The sequence below is a fragment of the Nocardia cyriacigeorgica genome (genome assembly GCF_010868145.1).
GTDB classification, from domain to species: Bacteria; Actinomycetota; Actinomycetes; order Mycobacteriales; family Mycobacteriaceae; genus Nocardia; species Nocardia cyriacigeorgica_D.
The window spans coordinates 1-19,058 of sequence record NZ_JAAGUY010000036.1; the positions used below are offsets into that span (position 1 = coordinate 1).

The 19,058-nt window shown below is 67.8% G+C and carries 18 protein-coding genes; 9 read left to right on the forward strand and 9 right to left on the reverse strand.

The features are described 5' to 3' along the window. A partial coding sequence (locus tag GV792_RS26495) for an MBL fold metallo-hydrolase (RefSeq protein ID WP_163827616.1) occupies nucleotides 1–413 on the reverse strand: 413 nt, incomplete at its 3' end. Between the two features lie 127 nt (nucleotides 414–540). On the opposite strand from GV792_RS26495, the gene purS reads away from it, so the two are divergent. The 3 genes from purS to GV792_RS26510 are packed head-to-tail and all read left to right on the forward strand — an operon-like array spanning nucleotide 541 to nucleotide 2,789. Continuing rightward, a complete protein-coding gene (gene purS / locus GV792_RS26500; RefSeq protein WP_036532785.1) occupies nucleotides 541–777 on the forward strand; it encodes a phosphoribosylformylglycinamidine synthase subunit PurS in 237 nt (78 codons plus the stop codon). Continuing rightward, entirely contained in the window at nucleotides 774–1,451 is a 678-nt protein-coding gene (gene purQ, locus GV792_RS26505; protein WP_163827618.1) for a phosphoribosylformylglycinamidine synthase subunit PurQ, read from the forward strand. The genes purS and purQ overlap by 4 nt, the downstream gene beginning before the upstream one ends. 39 nt (nucleotides 1,452–1,490) lie before the next feature. Next, the gene (locus GV792_RS26510) at nucleotides 1,491–2,789 is read left to right on the forward strand and encodes a M18 family aminopeptidase (RefSeq protein WP_163827620.1); all 1,299 of its coding nucleotides are present in this window, start codon (nucleotides 1,491–1,493) and stop codon (nucleotides 2,787–2,789) included. On the opposite strand, the gene GV792_RS26515 is transcribed toward GV792_RS26510, so the two are convergent. After that, nucleotides 2,738–4,084 (reverse strand): glycosyltransferase 87 family protein, encoded by a 1,347-nt coding sequence (locus tag GV792_RS26515; RefSeq protein WP_309138646.1) that lies wholly within the window; start codon nucleotides 4,082–4,084, stop codon nucleotides 2,738–2,740. The two genes, GV792_RS26510 and GV792_RS26515, sit on opposite strands and share 52 nt — an antisense overlap. A 153-nt stretch (nucleotides 4,085–4,237) precedes the next feature. Between GV792_RS26515 and purL the strand changes: the two genes are divergently transcribed. Further along, on the forward strand, nucleotides 4,238–6,559 hold the full coding sequence (gene purL, locus GV792_RS26520; protein WP_175583161.1) for a phosphoribosylformylglycinamidine synthase subunit PurL: 2,322 nt from the start codon (nucleotides 4,238–4,240) through the stop codon (nucleotides 6,557–6,559). Between the two features lie 169 nt (nucleotides 6,560–6,728). Here the strand turns inward: purL and GV792_RS26525 are convergent, their stop codons facing one another. Next, the gene (locus GV792_RS26525; protein WP_163827624.1) at nucleotides 6,729–7,019 is read right to left on the reverse strand and encodes a YiaA/YiaB family inner membrane protein; all 291 of its coding nucleotides are present in this window, start codon (nucleotides 7,017–7,019) and stop codon (nucleotides 6,729–6,731) included. Nucleotides 7,020–7,144: 125 nt separating this feature from the next. On the opposite strand from GV792_RS26525, the gene GV792_RS26530 reads away from it, so the two are divergent. Both GV792_RS26530 and GV792_RS26535 read left to right on the forward strand, forming a co-directional pair. Continuing rightward, nucleotides 7,145–8,884, forward strand: coding sequence for an alpha/beta hydrolase (locus GV792_RS26530; protein ID WP_163827626.1), 1,740 nt, complete (start codon nucleotides 7,145–7,147; stop codon nucleotides 8,882–8,884). After that, a complete protein-coding gene (locus tag GV792_RS26535) occupies nucleotides 8,881–9,498 on the forward strand; it encodes a CPBP family intramembrane glutamic endopeptidase (RefSeq protein WP_163827628.1) in 618 nt (205 codons plus the stop codon). Before GV792_RS26530 ends, GV792_RS26535 begins: the two co-directional genes overlap by 4 nt. A gap of 92 nt (nucleotides 9,499–9,590) precedes the next feature. Here GV792_RS26535 and GV792_RS26540 read toward each other — a convergent pair whose 3' ends face one another. Both GV792_RS26540 and GV792_RS26545 read right to left on the reverse strand, forming a co-directional pair. Further along, on the reverse strand, nucleotides 9,591–9,962 hold the full coding sequence (locus GV792_RS26540) for a sterol carrier family protein (RefSeq protein WP_163827684.1): 372 nt from the start codon (nucleotides 9,960–9,962) through the stop codon (nucleotides 9,591–9,593). A gap of 47 nt (nucleotides 9,963–10,009) precedes the next feature. Beyond that, on the reverse strand, nucleotides 10,010–11,407 hold the full coding sequence (locus GV792_RS26545) for a DUF3533 domain-containing protein (protein WP_309138647.1): 1,398 nt from the start codon (nucleotides 11,405–11,407) through the stop codon (nucleotides 10,010–10,012). 212 nt (nucleotides 11,408–11,619) lie between these two features. Here GV792_RS26545 and purF point away from each other — a divergent pair, with 212 nt between their 5' ends. Both purF and purM read left to right on the forward strand, forming a co-directional pair. After that, entirely contained in the window at nucleotides 11,620–13,200 is a 1,581-nt protein-coding gene (purF, locus tag GV792_RS26550) for an amidophosphoribosyltransferase (RefSeq protein WP_163827630.1), read from the forward strand. Nucleotides 13,201–13,276: 76 nt separating this feature from the next. Continuing rightward, a complete protein-coding gene (gene purM, locus GV792_RS26555) occupies nucleotides 13,277–14,356 on the forward strand; it encodes a phosphoribosylformylglycinamidine cyclo-ligase (protein WP_163827632.1) in 1,080 nt (359 codons plus the stop codon). Between the two features lie 384 nt (nucleotides 14,357–14,740). Here the strand turns inward: purM and GV792_RS26560 are convergent, their stop codons facing one another. The 4 genes from GV792_RS26560 to ygfZ form a co-directional block, all read right to left on the reverse strand. Further along, complete coding sequence (locus tag GV792_RS26560) at nucleotides 14,741–14,968, reverse strand: DUF3073 domain-containing protein (RefSeq protein WP_163827634.1); 228 nt, start codon at nucleotides 14,966–14,968, stop codon at nucleotides 14,741–14,743. 164 nt (nucleotides 14,969–15,132) lie between these two features. Beyond that, entirely contained in the window at nucleotides 15,133–16,086 is a 954-nt protein-coding gene (locus tag GV792_RS26565; RefSeq protein WP_163827636.1) for an asparaginase, read from the reverse strand. After that, nucleotides 16,083–16,790: an MOSC domain-containing protein gene (locus GV792_RS26570; RefSeq protein ID WP_163827638.1), complete on the reverse strand. Its 708-nt coding sequence runs from the start codon at nucleotides 16,788–16,790 to the stop codon at nucleotides 16,083–16,085. Before GV792_RS26570 ends, GV792_RS26565 begins: the two co-directional genes overlap by 4 nt. 43 nt (nucleotides 16,791–16,833) lie before the next feature. Then, nucleotides 16,834–17,949, reverse strand: a complete 1,116-nt coding sequence (gene ygfZ / locus GV792_RS26575) for a CAF17-like 4Fe-4S cluster assembly/insertion protein YgfZ (RefSeq protein WP_163827640.1) — start codon at nucleotides 17,947–17,949, stop codon at nucleotides 16,834–16,836. 119 nt (nucleotides 17,950–18,068) lie between these two features. Here ygfZ and GV792_RS26580 point away from each other — a divergent pair, with 119 nt between their 5' ends. Beyond that, nucleotides 18,069–18,989 (forward strand): aminodeoxychorismate lyase, encoded by a 921-nt coding sequence (locus tag GV792_RS26580; RefSeq protein ID WP_163827642.1) that lies wholly within the window; start codon nucleotides 18,069–18,071, stop codon nucleotides 18,987–18,989. Nucleotides 18,990–19,058 lie beyond the last annotated feature (69 nt).

A 19,058-nucleotide genomic window follows, 5' to 3' on the forward strand; every position in this document is an offset into this window, starting at 1 on the left:
CACAGGGAGTCGCCGGGGTGTACCAGCTGGGCGGGGTCGTCGGGGGTGCCGAGCTGGAAGACGGTGTTGTCGATGACGGGGATGTCGGGGTGGATGACGGCGTGGCGTCCGCCGCCGCCGGTGATGCGCAGGCCGTCGAGGTCGATGACATTGCCCGCATGCACCGCCTCCCACGAGCCACCGCGCTGATCGGCCGTCTGTGGATCGCTGAACAGCCGGGCCTGCGGGTTGGCCGCGATGAGCGCTTCGATCCGATTCGGGTCGATGTGATCGGGATGCTGATGGGTCACGGCGATCGCGTCGAGGCCGGTGATGCCTTCGAAGCCGTGTGCGAAGGTGCCGGGATCGAACAGGATCTTTCTGCCGTGCAGCTCCACGAGGATGCAGGAATGACCAAAGTGGGCTATGCGCATACGGCCACACTAAGCGCACTGTGGGCCTCGGCACAGTGGGCGTCGCACAGCCAACCCGCTACCGCGCCGGTCGTGCCCTACAACTACGCTGTTCAGGTAACCCCAACCACCACTCGAGGAGCAACGCGTGGCACGAGTCGTTGTCGAGGTGATGCCGAAGGCCGAGATCCTGGATCCGCAGGGTCAGGCCATTGTCGGTGCACTTCCGCGCCTGGGATTCCAGGGAGTCTCGGACGTCCGGCAGGGCAAGCGATTCGAACTCGAGGTCGGCGATGACGTCAGCGACGACGAACTCGCGCAGATCGCGGAATCGCTGCTTGCCAACACCGTCATCGAGGAGTGGAAGGTGGTCCGCGTCTCATGACATCGCGCATCGGGGTCATCACCTTTCCCGGCACGCTCGATGATGTGGATGCCGCCCGCGCGGTCCGCCTGGCAGGTGCCGAGGCGATCGACCTGTGGCACGCCGACGCCGATCTGAAGCAGGTCGACGCCGTCATCGTGCCCGGTGGGTTCTCCTACGGCGACTACCTGCGAGCGGGCGCCATCGCCCGGTTCGCGCCCGTCATGGGTGAGGTCGTCCGCGCCGCGGAGAACGGTATGCCGGTGCTCGGTATCTGCAACGGCTTCCAGGTGCTGTGCGAGGCCGGTCTGCTGCCGGGTGCGCTCACCCGCAACGAGGGCCTGCACTTCATCTGCCGTGACGAATGGCTGCGCGTGGAGGCCGTGGACACCGCCTGGACCTCCCGCTACGAGCCGGGCGCGCAGATCCTGGTGCCGTTGAAGTCCGGTGAGGGTCGCTTCCAGGCCTCCGAGGCCGTGCTCGACGAGCTCGAGGGTGAGGGCCGCGTGGTGTTCCGCTATGCGGGCGACAACCCGAACGGTTCGCAGCGCGGTATCGCGGGCATCACCTCGGCCAACCGCCGCGTCGTCGGACTGATGCCGCACCCCGAGCACGCCACCGAGCCGCTCACCGGCCCGAGTGATGACGGTCTCGGCCTGTTCCTATCGGTGCTGGACACGCTCGTCAGCGCCTGAGGCTCGGCACGGCTCCCCGACCCTGCATAGGATCGCGGTATGCCGGTTTCCTCCACCGCGGCCTCGGCCGCCGGGCTGTGTGCCTTCATCGATGAGTCGCCGTCACCGTTCCACGTGTGCCATACGGTCGCACAGGATCTCGACGAGCACGGGTTCACCCGGCTGGACGAGACATCGGTGTGGCCGACCGATGGCCGTGGACGGCATTACGTGGTGCGTGGCGGCTCGCTGGTGGCGTGGGCCGATCATGATCCGGAGGCGGCGGCGCCGTTCCGGGTGGTCGGCGCGCACACCGACAGCCCCAATCTGCGGGTCAAACAGCATCCGGATCTGAGTGCCGCGGGCTGGCAGTTGGTCGGCCTGGAACCGTACGGCGGCGCCTGGCTGAATTCCTGGCTCGATCGTGAACTCGGCTTGTCCGGTCGGTTGAGCGTGCGCGAGGGCAACACCGTAGGAGAGCGGCTGGTCCGCATCAACGAGCCGATCCTGCGGGTGCCGCAGCTCGCGATTCACCTGTCCGAGGACCGGCGCGGGGTGACCCTCGACCCGCAGCGGCATGTGAACGCCATCTGGGGCGTCGGCTCCGAACCGCGTTCGTTCATCGCCTACGTCGCCGAGCATGCGGGCCTGGATCCGGACGCTGTGCTCGGCTGGGAGCTGATGACCCACGATCTGGACCCGAGCCGGTTGGTCGGCCGCGACCGCGATCTGGTCAGCGCTCCCCGCCTGGACAATCAGGGCACCTGCTACGCGGGCCTGCGCGCTTTCCTGGCCGCGATCGACACCCCCGGCGCGGCGGTACCGGTGCTGGCCATGTTCGATCACGAGGAGGTCGGCAGCCAGTCCGACCGCGGCGCCCAATCTGATCTGCTGGCGACGGTGCTGGAGCGAATCGTGCTGACCCGCGGCGGTGGCCGGTCCGAGTACCTGGCGGCGCTGGCCGGTTCCATCTGTGCCTCCGGTGATATGGCACACGCGACCCATCCGAACTATCCGGACCGGCACGAGCCGGCTCACCGCATCGAGATCAACGGCGGCCCGGTGCTCAAGGTGAATCAGAACCTGCGCTACGCCACCGACGCCACCGGCGCGGGCGCCTTCGCGCTGGCCTGCGGTCAGGCGGGGGTGCCGTTGCAGCGTTATGTGCACCGCGCCGATCTGCCGTGCGGATCCACCATCGGCCCGATGACGGCCGCCCGCACCGGCATGCCCACCGTCGACGTCGGCGCGCCGCAGCTGGCCATGCATTCGGCCCGCGAACTGATGGGTGCCGCCGACGTGGGGTCCTACGCCGCGGCGCTGGCCGCCTTCTTGACTCCGGAGACCGCGGGCCGATAGGTCAGTACCGCGACCACGAACACCGCGAACGTGGTGATCACGTAGCCGCTGCCGATGATCTGCTGCCACCACGCCCAGTCGAGTTCGCGATCGGCTTCGTGGGGCAGCAGCCAGTGCGGGCCGATCAGGAACATCACCGTCATCGCAGCGACCGCGCCGATCAGCAGGGGATTGCGTCGACCGCGGGCGATGGCGTCGGCGGTCAGGAGCAGGGCGGGCGCTACCCACACCCAGTGGTGCGACCACGACACCGGCGACACCAGCAGGATGGCGGCCGCGTTCACCATGAGTGCGGCCACCGACGCACCGGCCTCGATGAGCCTGCGCATCCACAGCGCGGCGAGGCCGATCGCGACCAGCGACAACGAGATCCAGATCGCCGTCGCCAGCGAATCGGACACGCCGAGCCGGAACGCGAGGCCCTTCAATGATTGGTTGCCCGCGTAGTAGGGCGGGCCGATGCGGCCGGTATCGGCGAGGGTGTGGAACCAGTACTCCACCGAATCGCCCGGGAAGATCAGGAACCCGAGCCCGACCGCGCCGATCGCGGAGACGACGAGCGTGCCGGCAGCCTTCCAATCCTTGCGCAGCAGGAAATACAGCAGATACCCGGCCGGGATCAGCTTCACCGATACCGCGATGCCGATGAGCATGCCGCGCGGCCAGAAGGGCTTGCGTACCAGGCAGTCCAGTGCGACCGCTGCCATCAGGACCAGGTTCACCTGGCCGAAGGAGTAGGTCTGACGCACCGGCTCGAGGAACCCTGCCAGCGCGACCGCGGCGATGACGACGGTCAGTGCGCTCATCCGGTCCAGTTCGGGACGGATCCGCGCCAGCACCAACCACAAGGTGATGCCCAGACTCAGCACCGACGTGGTCAACACCACGATCTCGGCCACGCCGAGCGGCATGAGCGCGAGCGGGGCGAAGAACAGCGCCGCCAGCGGGGGATAGGTGAACGGCAGTCCGATGCCGAACACCTTGGGCATGGGGCCGTACAGGTCACCGTCGTCGAGCCAGACTCGCGCGCCGTTGCGGTAGACCTGCAGATCGATGTAGCCGTCCCACCAGTGGACCAGGGGGGCGATGATCGCGTAGATCAAGAACAGTGCGATCGCACCGGCCAGCCAACGCATCTGGCGTGACGACAGGCCGCCGGTGGCCGTGAGTGCCGCACTTGTGCCGGGCGCTACCTCGTTCTCGGGCGCTACGACGTCGCCGTTCGAACCGGGGCGTGCGTCAGCGGTGGCGACGGGCTGCTCGGCCGGTTCCGCAACCCCCGATCGATCGTTCACCGGGACAGATTAGCGGGTACCCCTATGCCCCGGGGTAGGCCGGGTTTGCCCCGGCAGTAGTCGCGTTTGCCCCGGCAGTAGACTCGCAGGCGTATCTCGCGGCAATTCAGCAACTCGGCGCATCGCAGCGGCAGTCGTCTGGATTGTCTCCGCATGCCTGGCCGAAAGGACCCTGGTAATCCCGTGACTCCGCAGGTCGACACGGTCGCAACCGCAGCAGCCACTCCGGACACTCCGCAGCCGTACCTCGAGCTCGGGCTCAAGGATGACGAATACGCCCGGATCAAGGAGATCCTCGGTCGCAGGCCGACCGACGCCGAACTGGCGATGTACTCGGTGATGTGGAGCGAGCACTGCTCCTACAAGTCGTCGAAGGTGCATCTGCGCTACTTCGGCCAGACCACCACCGAGGAGATGCGCGCCTCCATGCTCGCCGGTATCGGCGAGAACGCGGGCGTGGTCGACGTCGGTGACGGCTGGGCGGTCACCTTCAAGGTGGAAAGCCACAATCACCCGTCCTACGTCGAGCCGTACCAGGGCGCCGCGACCGGCGTCGGCGGCATCGTGCGCGACATCATGGCGATGGGCGCGCGCCCGATCGCGGTGATGGATCAGCTGCGCTTCGGCGCCGCGGACGCCACCGACACCCGTCGCGTGGTCGACGGTGTGGTGCGCGGTGTCGGCGGCTACGGCAACTCGCTCGGTCTGCCGAATATCGGCGGCGAGACCGTCTTCGACGCCTCCTACCAGGGCAATCCGCTGGTGAACGCGCTCTGCGCGGGCGTGATGCGGGTGGAGGACCTGCATCTGGCCTTCGCGTCCGGCACCGGCAACAAGATAATCCTGTTCGGTGCCAGGACCGGCCTCGACGGCATCGGCGGCGTCTCCGTGCTGGCCTCGGATACCTTCTCCGGCGACGAGTCCGGTGCCGGCCGCAAGAAGCTGCCGAGCGTGCAGGTCGGTGACCCGTTCACCGAGAAGGTGCTCATCGAGTGCTGTCTCGAGCTGTACGCCGCCAAGCTGGTCGTCGGCATCCAGGACCTCGGCGGCGCCGGGCTGTCCTGCGCTACCTCCGAGCTCGCGGCCGCCGGCGACGGCGGTATGCACATCGAGCTCGACAAGGTTCCGCTGCGCGCGGCCGATATGACCCCGGCCGAGGTGCTGTCCAGCGAATCCCAGGAACGCATGTGCGCGGTGGTGACGCCGGAGAACGTGGACGCGTTCATGGCCGTATGCCGCAAGTGGGATGTGCTGGCCACCGTGATCGGTGAGGTCACCGATGGTGAGCGCCTGGTCGTCACCTGGAACGGTGAGACCGTGGTCGACGTGCCGCCGCGCACCGTCGCCCATGAAGGCCCGGTCTACGAGCGTCCGGTGCAGCGTCCGGACACCCAGGACGCGCTGATCGCCGACACTCCCGACACCCTGACCCGGCCCAAGACCGCCGACGAACTGCGCGCCACCCTGCTGCAGATGGTGTCGAGCCCGCAGCTGTGCAGCCGCAAGTGGATCACCGAGCAGTACGACCGCTACGTGCGCGGCAACACAGTGCTCGCCGAACACGCCGACGCCGGTGTCATCCGGATCGACGAGGAGACCGGTCGCGGTATCGCGCTGGCCACCGACGCCTCCGGCCGCTACACCAAGCTCGACCCCTACACCGGCGCGCAGCTCGCGCTGGCCGAGGCCTACCGCAACGTGGCCACCACCGGTGCCACCCCGAAGGCCGTCACCAACTGCCTGAACTTCGGTTCGCCGGAGGATCCGGGCGTGATGTGGCAGTTCCAGCAGGCGGTACGCGGTCTGGCCGACGGCTGTGTGGAACTGGGCATCCCGGTCACCGGCGGCAACGTCAGCTTCTACAACCAGACCGGCAAGGACGCCATTCTGCCGACGCCTGTGGTCGGTGTGCTCGGTGTCATCGACGATGTGCACCGCCGCATCCCGACCGGCCTCGGACTCGAACCCGGCGAGACGCTGATCCTGCTCGGCGACACCCGCGACGAGTTCGGTGGTTCGATCTGGTCGCAGGTCGCCCACGATCACCTCGGTGGTGTCCCGCCCAAGGTCGACTTCGCCAGGGAGCGACTGCTGTCGGAGGTGTTGACCGCCGGTTCCCGCGACGGCATGATCAGCGCCGCTCACGACCTTTCCGAGGGCGGTCTCGCCCAGGCGGTGGTCGAGGCGGCGCTGGCCGGCGAGACCGGTTGCCGCATCCTGCTTCCCGAGGATGCCGACCCTTTCGTCGCGCTGTTCTCCGAATCGGCCGGCCGTGTGCTGGTCGCCGTGCCGCGTTCGGAGGAGACGAGGTTCACCCGCATGTGCACCGCGCGCGAACTGCCGTGGGTGCGCATCGGCGTGGTCGACCAGGGCGCCGACTCGATCGAGGTGCAGGGCCAGTTCTCGGTGCCGCTGAGTGAACTGCGCGAAGCGCACGAGGGCACCCTGCCCAAGCTGTTCGGCGCCGCCGTCTGAGCCGAGTCCCGCTGGGACCGAACACGACACACCACTCACCCCGTCCGGACCCGGACCCCTCGTGATCACCGGGCCCGCACGGGGTGAGGCGTTTACGCGGTATCGGATGTGCCTGCCCCGGAGGGCCTGCGTGGTGACGCTCCGCCACCGCCTCCGGCCCTTGACCGGTTCAGGCGACGGATTTGAACGGATCGTGCTCGGCGATCAGCTTCTCCATCCGGGCCTCGTCGATGCGCCCGCGGATGGAATCCGCCTCATGCTTGTCCCTGACGACCTTCGCCAAGGTGAAGGTGCTGGTGACCAGGAACAGCACGGTCATTCCGAGGAATCCGCGCTGCCACGGATCCAACGGCAGGTAGAAGATTCCGACGCCCGCCCCGAACAAGCTGACGCCGAACGCGATCGCGGCCTGGGCGATATAGGCCGAGGTGGTTTTCGGCTGTGCGTTTGGTGTGCTCATGGTTATCGAGTGTGCGGTGGCGGGGGCGTTGGCAACCGGGTACAACTACTCGAGCGCGATGGGTAGTTGCCGCGCCGTGGATAGGGCGGCATTCCTGCGTTGTCATAGCGTGGCGCCATACTGTCTTGGTGCTCGAAACGGCGTCCACCCTCACGAAGCTGCGCTCGCGCGGCGTCGCGGCGGTGCACCGTGCCGAGGAGATCATCGATCTGAACTACGTCGGGCTGGTGGTCGCGACGGTGTTCTTCGCGCTATCGGTCACGCCGTCGCTGGTGCCGCGCGATTGGATGTTCCAGGGTCTTATCAGTGGTATCAACGCTGCCATCGGCTACGGCGTCGGCTGCGTACTCGAATGGCTGTTCCGGCTGTGGGTGCGCCCGCGGCTGACCAAGATCCCCGCGCCGCCCACCTGGGTGCGCTACGGGGTGAAGTCGGCGGTCCTGCTGACCGCTGCGGTCACCGCCGGGTACATGCTGGTGCAATCGGCGCGCTGGCAGCGCGAGATCACCGCGTTGATGGGTATGGAAGGCACGACCACGCCTGCCTATCTGCGTACAGGGCTGCTCAGCGTCGCGGTCGGCGTGCTGGTCGTCGCGGTCTATCGGACGGTGCGCGAGCTGATCCTGTTCCTGGCTCGTCAGCTCTACCGCTGGGTGAGGGTGCCACGCGAGCTGGCGCCCGCGGCCGGTTTCCTGGTGTTGGTGCTGCTGGCGGTCACGTTGTTCAACGGTGTTGCCACGCAGGCGTTCTTCGCGGTCGCGAACTCGGCGTTCAGCGTGCGCAACGATCACACCTCCGAGTACGCGGTCCAGCCGCAGCTGCCGGAGAAGTCGGGTAGCCCGACGTCGCTGGCGAAATGGGACACGCTCGGTTTCGAAGGCCGCTGGTTCGTCTCGCACGGCCCGAATGCCGCCAGGATCGCCGAGGTCACCGGGGCGCCGGCCAAGGAGCCGATCCGGGCCTATGTGGGGCTGGAGTCCGCTGAGAGCGGCGAAACCCAGGCCGAACTCGCGGTCGCCGAACTGGAACGGGCGGGTGCATTCGACCGGCAGGTGATCGTGGTGACCACCACGACGGGCACCGGCTGGGTGAATTCGATGGCGGCAGGTGCGATCGAGTACATGTACGGCGGCGACACCGCCATCGTGGCCACCCAGTATTCGTATCTGCCCAGCGTGCTGTCGTTCCTCGCGGACAAGAGCAAAGCCGCGGCCGCGGGCCGCGAGGTATTCGATGCCGTCTATCAGCACTGGTCCGCGCGGCCGGAGGACCAACGGCCGAAGCTGTTCGTCTACGGCGAGAGCCTCGGGTCGCAGGGTTCGGAGGCGGCTTTCGATGGGCTGGCCGATCTGCGGGAAAAGGTCGACGGTGCGCTGTGGGTCGGCCCGCCCAATTCGAATCGGTTGTGGCAGCAGTTCGTGGCGCGGCGCGATCCCGGCTCACTGGAGGTGGAACCGGTGTACGCCGACGGGTTGGTGGTCCGATTCGCCGCCGACGCGGCCGATCTGGCGCGACCCGGACCGGAGTGGCGGAATCCGCGCATCGTCTACTTGCAGCATCCCTCCGACCCCATCGTCTGGTGGTCGGCGGATCTGATCTTCTCGCAACCGGATTGGTTGTCCGAGCCGCGCGGCGCCGACGTCTCCGGTCGGATGCAGTGGGCGCCGTTCGTGACGTTCTGGCAGGTCACCGCGGATCTCACCAATGCGCAGGGTGTCACCGACGGGCACGGGCACCGGTACGGCAGCCTGGTACTCGACGGCTGGGCGGCCATCGGCGCTCCTCCGGGCTGGAATCCGGAACTGGCCGAACGGATCCGGCACGAGATCGAGCTCTCCGAGGCGTACGAGCGGCAGATCAAGTGAACGGTCGCATCGTGCTCGCGGTGGGTCTACCGCTGCTGTGGAGCAATTGGCTGGTGCCGCGTCTGCCGGAGGACATGCGCGTGCGGACAGTCGTCAACGCGAGCGTTGCCACCGGTTATGCCGTGGCGTTCGGTGCCCACCCGAACTGGTTTTCGGCGCGGGGAAGGCGGTATGGACTCGGCTGCGCCGGAATCGTCGCGGCCGGTTACGGTGCGGCGGTGGCGGTTCCGGCGGTGCGTCGTGCGCTGGCCGAGCGTCCAGACCGGGCTCCCGGTGTCGCGACGGGCGAATGGATCGGCGTGCATATTCCGCTAGGCACCGTCTACAGCGAGGAACTGATCTTCCGCGCCACCCTCGACCCCTTGCTGGACAACACCTTCGGCCGCCATGTCGGATCGCTGATCGGCGCGACCACCTTCGGGCTCTGGCATATCGCGCCCGCCCGCGCCGCAGGTGAGAACGTGCCGGTCACCGTCGCCGTGACCACCGCCGCAGGCGCGCTGTTCGGGCTGTTGCGTCGCCACACCGACAGCACCACCGCCCCGGCCCTGCTGCACTGGGCGATCAACGCGGGCGGTGTGCTCGCGTCACGGTTCGCTGCCCGCTCCCGCTGAGACGGCACAACGTGCGTGGCCTGGAACAGCGGGCAGCATCGACTTCGATCGTTATGCCGCGATCGCCGAGATCAGTCGGCCCCGGCCGCGATCTACTCGGTGGGGACAGCGTCCACCCGCACAAGCGGCAGCCACCGGGAGACCTCGTCGGCGCGGCTGCCGGATGCGGTGAGGACACCAGCGTCGCGGGCAGCGGCGAAGTCCAGCAGGCCGGTAGCCAACAGTAACCAGGTGCGCGGGTCGGTCTCGACGACATTGGGCGGCGTGCCGCGAGTATGCCGCGGCCCCTCGATGCATTGCACGGCCACGAACGGCGGCACCCGCACCTCCACCGAATGCCCCGGCGCCGATTCGGCCAGCGTGCGTGCCGTCATCTTGACGGCCGCCCCCAACGCTGCGCGCGCGGGCGCGGGCACAGCGTCATCGAGTAGCCACTCGCGTACCGCGGTGACCGCAGCCCGCATCTCTTCCGGTTTCACCACCGCACGTCGCACCACGGGCCTGAGATTACTTAGTTCGGACCGGTGCCGCCGCCGGCCGACTCGGCACCCGAGACGCCCACACCGGACGATGTGCCCGCACCGGCCGCCTCCGCGACCCGGTTCCCGCGATGCAACCCCTTGTAGTCGTAGTACCGGGTGATCACCGCGCCGAACACGAGTGCGAAGGCAAGCCCGAGCAATGCCATCCATACACCGCGGCTCAGGCCTGCTGAGAAGCTGCCGTCGAAGTACAGGATCGAGCGGACGCCGAGGAACACCTGGTGCATCGGCTCCCAAGTAGCCAGCCAGTGGAAGTACTTCGGTGTCGCCTCGATCGGGACGGTGCCGCCCGAGGACGGCAGGCCGAGGATGATGAACAGGATCAGGTTGACCAGCAGACCCGCCGTACCGATGGCGGCGAGGATGGACAGCCCGGTCATACCGACTGCGGTCACCGCCAGCGCGCCATAGAGGTACAGGCCGAGTGGGTGGTCGATCGGCATGCCGAGGATCTTCGCCACACCCAGGTACACGCCCGAGATGATATTGGCCGCGATCACCATCACACCCCATTTGATGAGCAGGGTGTTGAACCGGGAGATCGGCGTCGGCGGGAAATGCACGTACCAGGGGCCGTATTCGGTGGGGACGAAACCGAGTGCGGCGTCGATCATCGTGTGGATGATCATCGCTCCGACCACGCCAGCCAGCAGAATCAGCAGTGCGTAGAAAAAGGCGGTCAGGCCCTGGCCGGTGCCGTCGGGCAGCGGGCGGTACTGCTGATAGACGATCTGCACCGGATCTTCCAGCGCCACCCGCGCCGCGCCGCTCGGCTCCGGGTTCGGTGCCGCGCCCGGCTCCGGCGCCAGCTGCGTATTCACCTGGTCGGTGAGCTGCTGACCGACCTGCTGACGCACCTCGGTCAGGGCCTGATCGCCGACCCGCAACACGATCTGGGTGCCGAACGCGCCCATGCGCGGATTGGTCTGCAAGGTGATGATCGGACGTTCGATATCGCCGGGGATGACGCTGCCGACGCCGAGAATGCCCAGTCGCTTACTGAAATCGCTCGGGATGACGATCGCGCCATAGATCTGCCCGTTCTGCATCATCCGCTCGGACTCGCTGATGGCGACAACGCGCAGGTCGATCTTGTCCTCTGGCATGCCCTGCTGTAGCGCGTCGGCGATCTGTTTGCCGTAGTTCACATGCTGCGTGGCATCGGGCGGTCCTGTGACGTCACCGACATCTTGATTGACCAGCGCGATGGGGAAGTCGTGCAGATTGCCTTCCGGATCAGCGACGTAGTCGAGGTACATCACCCCGAGCAACGCCGTGAGCAGGGTCAACACACCGATCGGCAGCAATATGCGCACCCCGAGGCGGCGATCCGACCCCTTCGCCGCTGCGCTGTCCGTAGTCGTCACGGCTCGCACGGTAACAGCCGAAAGTCCCCGATATCGGGGACTGCGCCGCACCGATCAACTGCACGGATGCGCGTACCTCCGCGTTCGCTGCGGCCATGTGCGGGCTGATGACGGGCGAGCCCGGCTGCGTCCTCGGGGGCGGTGGTGATAGCCGCCGCGGTTTCACCCGTAGAATGACGTTGCCCCCAGCCCGCCCGAACAGGGAGCACACGGTGACCAACGCCGACCTGCCGGTTGTCAGCAATCCCGCCCCCGCGGATCAGGACGAGAATCCACCACGCGAGGAGTGTGGTGTCTTCGGAGTCTGGGCGCCCGGCGAAGACGTGGCCAAACTCACGTATTACGGCCTGTATGCATTGCAACACCGTGGCCAGGAGGCCGCGGGCATCGCAGTCGCCGATGGATCACAGGTGCTGGTCTTCAAAGACCTCGGCCTGGTCAGTCAGGTGTTCGACGAGCAGACCCTGGCCGCGATGCCGGGCCATGTCGCGGTCGGACACTGTCGTTACTCCACCACCGGTGCCACCACCTGGGAAAATGCCCAGCCCATCTTCCGGACCACCGCCGTCGGTTCCGGGTTGGCCCTCGGCCACAACGGAAATCTGGTGAACACGGCCGAATTGGCCGATCGGGCAAGGGAACTCGGGGTACTCGGCGGCATGCCGCGCGGTGGCCGTCCCGGTCCGGTCGCGGCCACTTCCGACTCCGATGTGATGACGGCGCTGTTGGCCCATGCCGCCGCCGATTCCAGCATCGAGCAGGCCGCGATGAAGCTTCTGCCCACCCTGAAGGGCGCCTTCTGCCTCACCTTCATGGACGAGCACACCCTGTACGCGGCTCGCGATCCGCACGGCGTGCGTCCGCTGTGCCTCGGCAGGCTCGACCGCGGCTGGGTTGTCGCCAGCGAGACCTCGGCGCTCGATATCGTCGGCGCCTCGTTCGTCCGCGAGATCGAACCGGGTGAGTTGCTGGCCATCGACGCCGACGGTGTGCGCTCGCTGCGGTTCGCCACTCCCGAGCCAAAGGGCTGTGTCTTCGAGTACGTCTACCTGGCTCGCCCCGACAGCACCATCTCCGGTCGCTCGGTGCACGCGACCCGGGTCGAGATCGGCCGCAGACTGGCGGGGGAGCATCCGGTCGACGCCGATCTGGTGATCCCGGTGCCCGAATCCGGTACCCCGGCCGCCGTCGGTTACGCGCAGGGCTCCGGCGTGCCGTACGGGCAGGGCCTGATGAAGAACGCCTATGTGGGCCGCACCTTCATCCAGCCGAGCCAGACCATCCGTCAGCTCGGTATCCGCCTCAAGCTCAACCCGCTGCGTGAGGTGATCCGCGGCAAGCGCCTCATCGTCGTCGACGATTCGATCGTGCGCGGCAACACCCAGCGCGCGTTGATCCGGATGCTGCGGGAAGCGGGCGCGCTGGAGATCCACGTGCGGATCGCCTCGCCGCCGGTGAAGTGGCCGTGCTTCTACGGCATCGACTTCGCCTCGCGGGCCGAACTGATCGCCAACGGCACGGGCTCCGACGACACCTATGACGACATGGTGGAGAACGTGCGTCGCTCCATCGGTGCCGACAGCCTCGGCTACATCTCCACCGAGGGCATGATCGCCGCCACCGAGCAGCCGCGTACTCGCTTGTGCTGCGCCTGTTTCGACGGCGACTACCCGATCGCGCTGCCCACCGAGGTGGCCATCGGCAAGAACGTGCTCGAGGGCATGCTCAACGGTCAGTCCGAGACCGCGCTGCTCGGCCAGAACGCCAACGCGAGCGCGTTGAGCAGGCCCTGAACTCGACGCGCCGACGCGCGACGGTAGCGTGATCAGGCAATCTATCCGCCGATTCGGTTTGGAGCTATCACCGAAAATGAGTGAACAGACCCCCAGTGGTGCCGGAGCCTCGTATGCCGCGGCCGGTGTTGACATCGAGGCCGGCGACCGCGCAGTCGAGTTGTTCGCACCACTGGCTCGCAAGGCCAGCCGCCCGGAGGTCCAGGGTGGCCTCGGCGGTTTCGCCGGGCTGTTCGCGCTGAAGGGTGGTTACCGGGAGCCGTTGCTGGCTGCCTCCACCGACGGCGTCGGCACCAAGATCGCCGTCGCGCAGGCGATGGACAAGCACGACACCGTCGGGCTCGACCTGGTCGCGATGGTCGTCGACGATCTGGTCGTCTGCGGTGCCGAGCCGCTGTTCCTGCAGGACTACATCGCCGTCGGCAAGGTCGTCCCGGAGCGGGTGGCCGAGCTGGTCTCCGGCATCGCCGACGGGTGTGTGCGCGCCGGCTGCGCCCTGCTCGGCGGTGAGACGGCCGAACACCCCGGCCTGATGGATCCCGATGACTACGACCTGTCCGCGACCGGTGTCGGCGTGGTCGAGGCCGACGCGGTGCTCGGCCCCGACCGGGTGCGCCCGGGTGACGTGGTGATCGCCATGGGTTCCTCGGGTCTGCACTCCAATGGCTACAGCCTGGCCCGCAAGGTGCTGCTCGATATCGACCGTATGTCGCTGACGGGGCATGTCGAGGAGTTCGGCCGCACCCTTGGCGAGGAGCTACTCGAGCCGACCCGCATCTACGCCAAGGACTGCCTGGCCCTGATCGCCGAGACCGATGTGCGCACCTTCGCCCACGTCACCGGTGGCGGGTTGGCCGCGAACCTGGCTCGGGTGCTGCCCGCGGGCCTGGTCGCCGAGATCGACCGCGGTACCTGGAATCCGGCGCCGGTGTTCAAGATGATCGCCCAGCGCGGCCGGGTGGAGCGGCCCGAGATGGAGAAGACGTTCAACATGGGCGTCGGCATGGTGGCCGTGGTGGCGCCCGAGGACGTCGATCGCGCGCTGGCGGTGCTGACCGCGCGGCACATCGAATGCTGGACCCTCGGCACGGTGACCAAGGCCAAGGATGCGGGCGCACCGCGCGCGGTCCTGGTAGGCGATCACCCGCGCTTCTGATTCGGACCCTGTCGGAGCCGGTCGGCCTTCGGGTCGGCCGGCTCTCGCGTTCCCGGAGGCTGTGGGTGTCCCCGGGTAGCGAGCATCGCGAATCCATCGGTGGGATGAGCATTTGCGGTCGCCGGCGGGCGGATGCGCTGACGACGGTCGACCGGGGGAGCAGCGACTGTTCGATGCGGCTCATAGCTGCCCGAATATGAGGTGCGGCTGCAGGATGGTGTCGAAGCGTCGAGAGAACGCGGTGAGTGCTCGAATGAGCTTTCGATCAGGTCTCGACGGTGATGTCGAGACCTGATGTCAGGCGAACCTCAGCGGACGATGCGACCGGTTGGCAACGACTTAAGGGGAGGCCCGCTGGCCTCCCCCTCATGCGTTGTCACCGAGTCAGCGTCGCCAGTCGTCGTAGTCGTCGTCCTCGTTGTTCCAACGGGACAACGACTCATCGGCATCGTGCTCATCGGACAACACGCCACTCCGCTGAGAGTGGGAGCTACCCGCGAGCTCGCTACCCGACAGCTCGCGCTGAAGGCTCGCGAAGTCGGTCGACGGCGAGCTGTACTTCAGCTCGCGTGCAACCTTGGTCTGCTTTGCCTTAGCCCGGCCACGGCCCATGGCTGACCCCCTCGCGTCACAGCGGGGCGGCCTGGGGATTGGTGGCGGCCCCGTTCGAATTAATACTCTTCCTGACAGACACTCTAGCGCGTGTGCGGCGGTCGCGCTTCCAGGAGTGGTCGAACAGCTACCGAACCGAAGCCGTTTGCCCGATGCTCGCCTGACTACAGGACGCCGGGGATCGCGCGGATGACGCCGACCCGCGCACCGCCACCAAGGACCGCCGGTGCCGCCAACTCGGCGAGGGCATCGGACCATTCGACGCCCATGCGTTGCAGAATCGCCAGCGTCAGCGGCATCCGGGCTCGATCGGCACCGTCATCGATCTTGTAGGCGAACGCTGTTCCGTCGGGTAGTGCGCCCGCATGGACCCCGTCGGCACCGATTTTGCAGACCAAGCCAGGGGTGGCGCCCATGGTCAATAGATCGGGGCCATTGGTGCCCGAAATCACTCGCGGATGGGTGCGAATGGCGTCGGCGACCCGGCGAGCGGGCGTCCCCGGATCCGCCGTCGCCATCGCGGCGAAGGCGCGGGCCAGGTTGATCAGCGAGACCGGGATGATGGGCAGGCCGCAGCCATCGATACCCAGGTCGGTTTCGGGTTCACCGGTCATGTCGATGACGGTCGAGATGACAGCCCGTTGCAGGGGATGGGAGCTGTCGAGGTATCCCGTGGTCGGCCAGCCGTTGATGGCACAGGTGGCCAGCATCGCCGCATGTTTGCCCGAACAGTTCATATAGACCGCGCTCGGCGGCCGGTCGTGGCACAGCACCATCGCGCGGGCGCGTTCGTCCAGCGGCAGGTCGGGTGGGCACTCGAGGGCCGATTCGTCGAAGCCGAAGCGGTCAAGCAGCCGCCGCACCAGCTCGACATGGTCGGGCTCGCCGAAATGCGAGGCTGTCGCGATGGCCAGTTCGGCGTCGTCGACCGGGTCGAACCCGTTGCGCAGCAGGGTGACCGCCTGCATCGGCTTATTGGTCGAGCGCGGGTAGATCGGTACGTGGACCTCGCCGAGGGTGTAGGTGGGTTCGCCGTCGGCGCCGAGGACGACCACCGACCCCCGGTGTACGCATTCACGGAATCCGGAACGGACGACCTCGACCAATTCCACGCTCACGCTCGCGCTCCTGCCTTCCGTGGGTCGCCGTCGTCGCGCCGTTGTGCCGCACGTCCGGCGTTCGCGCGGCGGCGGTGATGGCGGTCGATCTGCATCCGGATGTCGTCGGAAACGGTGGGCTCGGCGGCCAGCAGCAGCTCCAGGCGGACGGGGTCGGCGCCGGTGAACACATCACGGACGGTGATGCCGTGGTCGGGTACGTGCACCACATCGACCGTATCGCCGGCGCCGATCGTGCCTTCGGTGAGAACCCGCAGGTAGGTGCCGGTGTTGGCGCGCAAGGCGAATCGCTTGACCCACTGTTTCTCCCCGCTCCAGTGCTGGAAGGTGGCGCACGGTACGCGCGGCGCGCTCACCTCGAGCAGGGTGTCACCGATGGCCCAGCGGGCCCCGAGCACCGCATCGCTGACCGGAAGGCCGGAGATCCGCAGATTCTCGCCGAACCAGCCTGCAGGCAGTTCCCGATCGAGTTCGGCGGCCCAGTCCCTGGCGTCCTCGTCGGCGTAGGCGTAAACGGCCTGGTGGACTCCGCCGTGGTTGGTGGTATCGCAGACGTGGTCGCCGTCCAAGCCCAACCCACGGACAGCAACCCGACCCGCCGCCGGGCGTTTATCGATGGCCGTGCGGCCTACCCGGCCCGGTACCTCGAGTTCGGCGTGCAGCACGCACACCGCGAGGACTTCTCCGGTGTCACCGGCGCGCATAGCTGAACTCCTCTCCCCGGGACGGTCGGCGTCGGACCGGTGCTCAGCGGCCACGGAGCCGATCGACCGCCACGCGGCCCGCCTGTGGAGTGTCGTCGACGACGACCGAGTCCGGGTCGATGGCGGCGGCCGTCGGCCCTGCCTCCAGCTTGGCGTCGGCCGGTACGGCCCGTTTGATCAGCGCGAGGGCGATCGGACCGTACTCGTAGTGATCGATGACGGTGCCGATCCGGCCGACCGAACGGCCGCCCGCGGTCACCGCGTCGCCCGGTGCCGGGCGGTCGTCGGCCGAGCCGTCCAGGTGCAGCAGCACCAGCTGCCGCGGCGGCTTGCCCAGGTTGTGCACCCGAGCGACGGTCTCCTGCCCGCGGTAGCAGCCCTTGTCCAGGTGCACGGCGCCGTGTTCGGCGACGCCGCCGATCCAGCGGGCCTCGTGCGGGATGGTGCGGTCGTCGGTATCGATCCCGATCCGCGGGCGCAGTGCGGTCACGCGCAGCGCCTCGAAGGCCCACATACCGGCAGGTGCGGCGCCGGCCTCGGTGAGGGTTGTCCACCACGTGGTGAGCCGCTCGCGCGGGACGACCAAGTCGAAGGAGTCCTCGCCCGGCCACGGCATGCGGCGCAGGAGCCCGCCGTCGGGAAGGGGTACTGCCTCGTAGACGCCGGGCAGGGCCTCGATGCCGAGCGCATCGGTCAGGGTGTCGACCTGCGGGCCGAGCAGGCTCAGCACCACGTGATCGGTGGCCTCACGCGGTTTCGCGTCGGCCCAGAAGACCATCTTGGTGAGGAAATCGAGCAGGGCGGGGCCGCGCTCGGCCTCGGTGTCGATCCAGACCGTGCCGTCGAGGTCGGTGAGCACGAAATGGTGCTGCACGCGCCCGTTGAGGTCGAGGTCGAGGTTCTCGGCGGAATGGCCGTCGGCAAGGTCGGCCACATGCTGGCTGGTGATGGTGTGCAGCCAGCTCAGCCGCTCGGCGCCGGTGATGGCGAGCACAAAACGGTGCGACCGATCCACGATCGCCACCCGCTGCGCCGCGGCGCGTTGTTCACCGAAGGGATCACCGTAATGCCACGCGACAGCGGCGTCGGGCGTACCCGGCGCTCCCGCGACGGCTCCCGGAACAGCAAGGACAGGGCTGGGTGCGGCGACCACGGACACGCCACCCACTGTAGGCGCGTCCCCGAAGTGCTGCCGGAAGCGCCCCGGCCCGCGCGCCCATTCAGGCTCGTGCGTCCGTAGCCCGCCGCCGCAGGGCGCAGTGGCCTACGCTTCTTCGCATGGTGGATCGAGTTCTTGTAACACTCGACGGTGAGGTCCGAGATGCGGACGCGCCGTTGTTGTTTGCCGACGATATCGGCGCATTGCGTGGTGATGGCGTTTTCGAAACGATTCTGGTGCGCGAAGGCAGTGCGTGCGCCCTCGAATTCCATCTCGCCCGGCTGCGCCGTTCGGCTCAGGCCCTCGACCTGCCCGAGCCCGAACTCGGTCGCTGGCGCGAGGCGGTCGAGACGGCGGCCAAGGAATGGGGCGCCGAGCGTGAGGGGCTGATGCGGCTTGTGCTCACGCGCGGGCGCGATGCCGACCTCAACAGCATGAAGGCTTCGGTGACCTCCGGCGAGCTGTCGGAAACGGTCCCGGTGCCGACCTCCTTCGTACTGGTGGTCGGGGTTCCGGAACGGGTGGCAAAGGCCAGGACCGAGGGTGTCTCGGTGGTGACGCTGGCGCGCGGCATCTCGATCGATCTCGCCCAGGCGGCGCCGTGGCAGCTGCTCGGCGCGAAAACCCTGTCGTACGCGACGAATATGGCGGCCCTTCGCTTCGCCGCGCGGATGGGTGCCGACGATGTGATCTTCACCAGTACCGAGAACCGGGTCCTCGAGGGCCCGCGGTCCACCGTGGTCATCGTGCGTGACAAACAGCTGATCACTCCGCCCGCGAAGAACGGTGTGCTGCCCGGTGTCACCCAGCGTGCGTTCTACGCCGAAGCGGAGAAGGCGGGCTACGACTGCCGCTACGAATCTCTGTACACCGCCGACCTGCTGACCTGCGACAGCATCTGGATGCTGTCGAGTATCACGCTGGCGGCCAGGGTGAATTCGCTGGACGGGCTGCGCATGTCGGCACCGGACAATGCGCAGGAAATCATCGGGCTGGTCGAGCGTGGTATCGAACGGGCCGGAGCCATCGGGGACTGGTGAGTCGCACGTACTGACCGCGCCTCCTGGCGAGCGGTCGGCGTGTCGTGTCGCGCGACACGTTGACCGGGC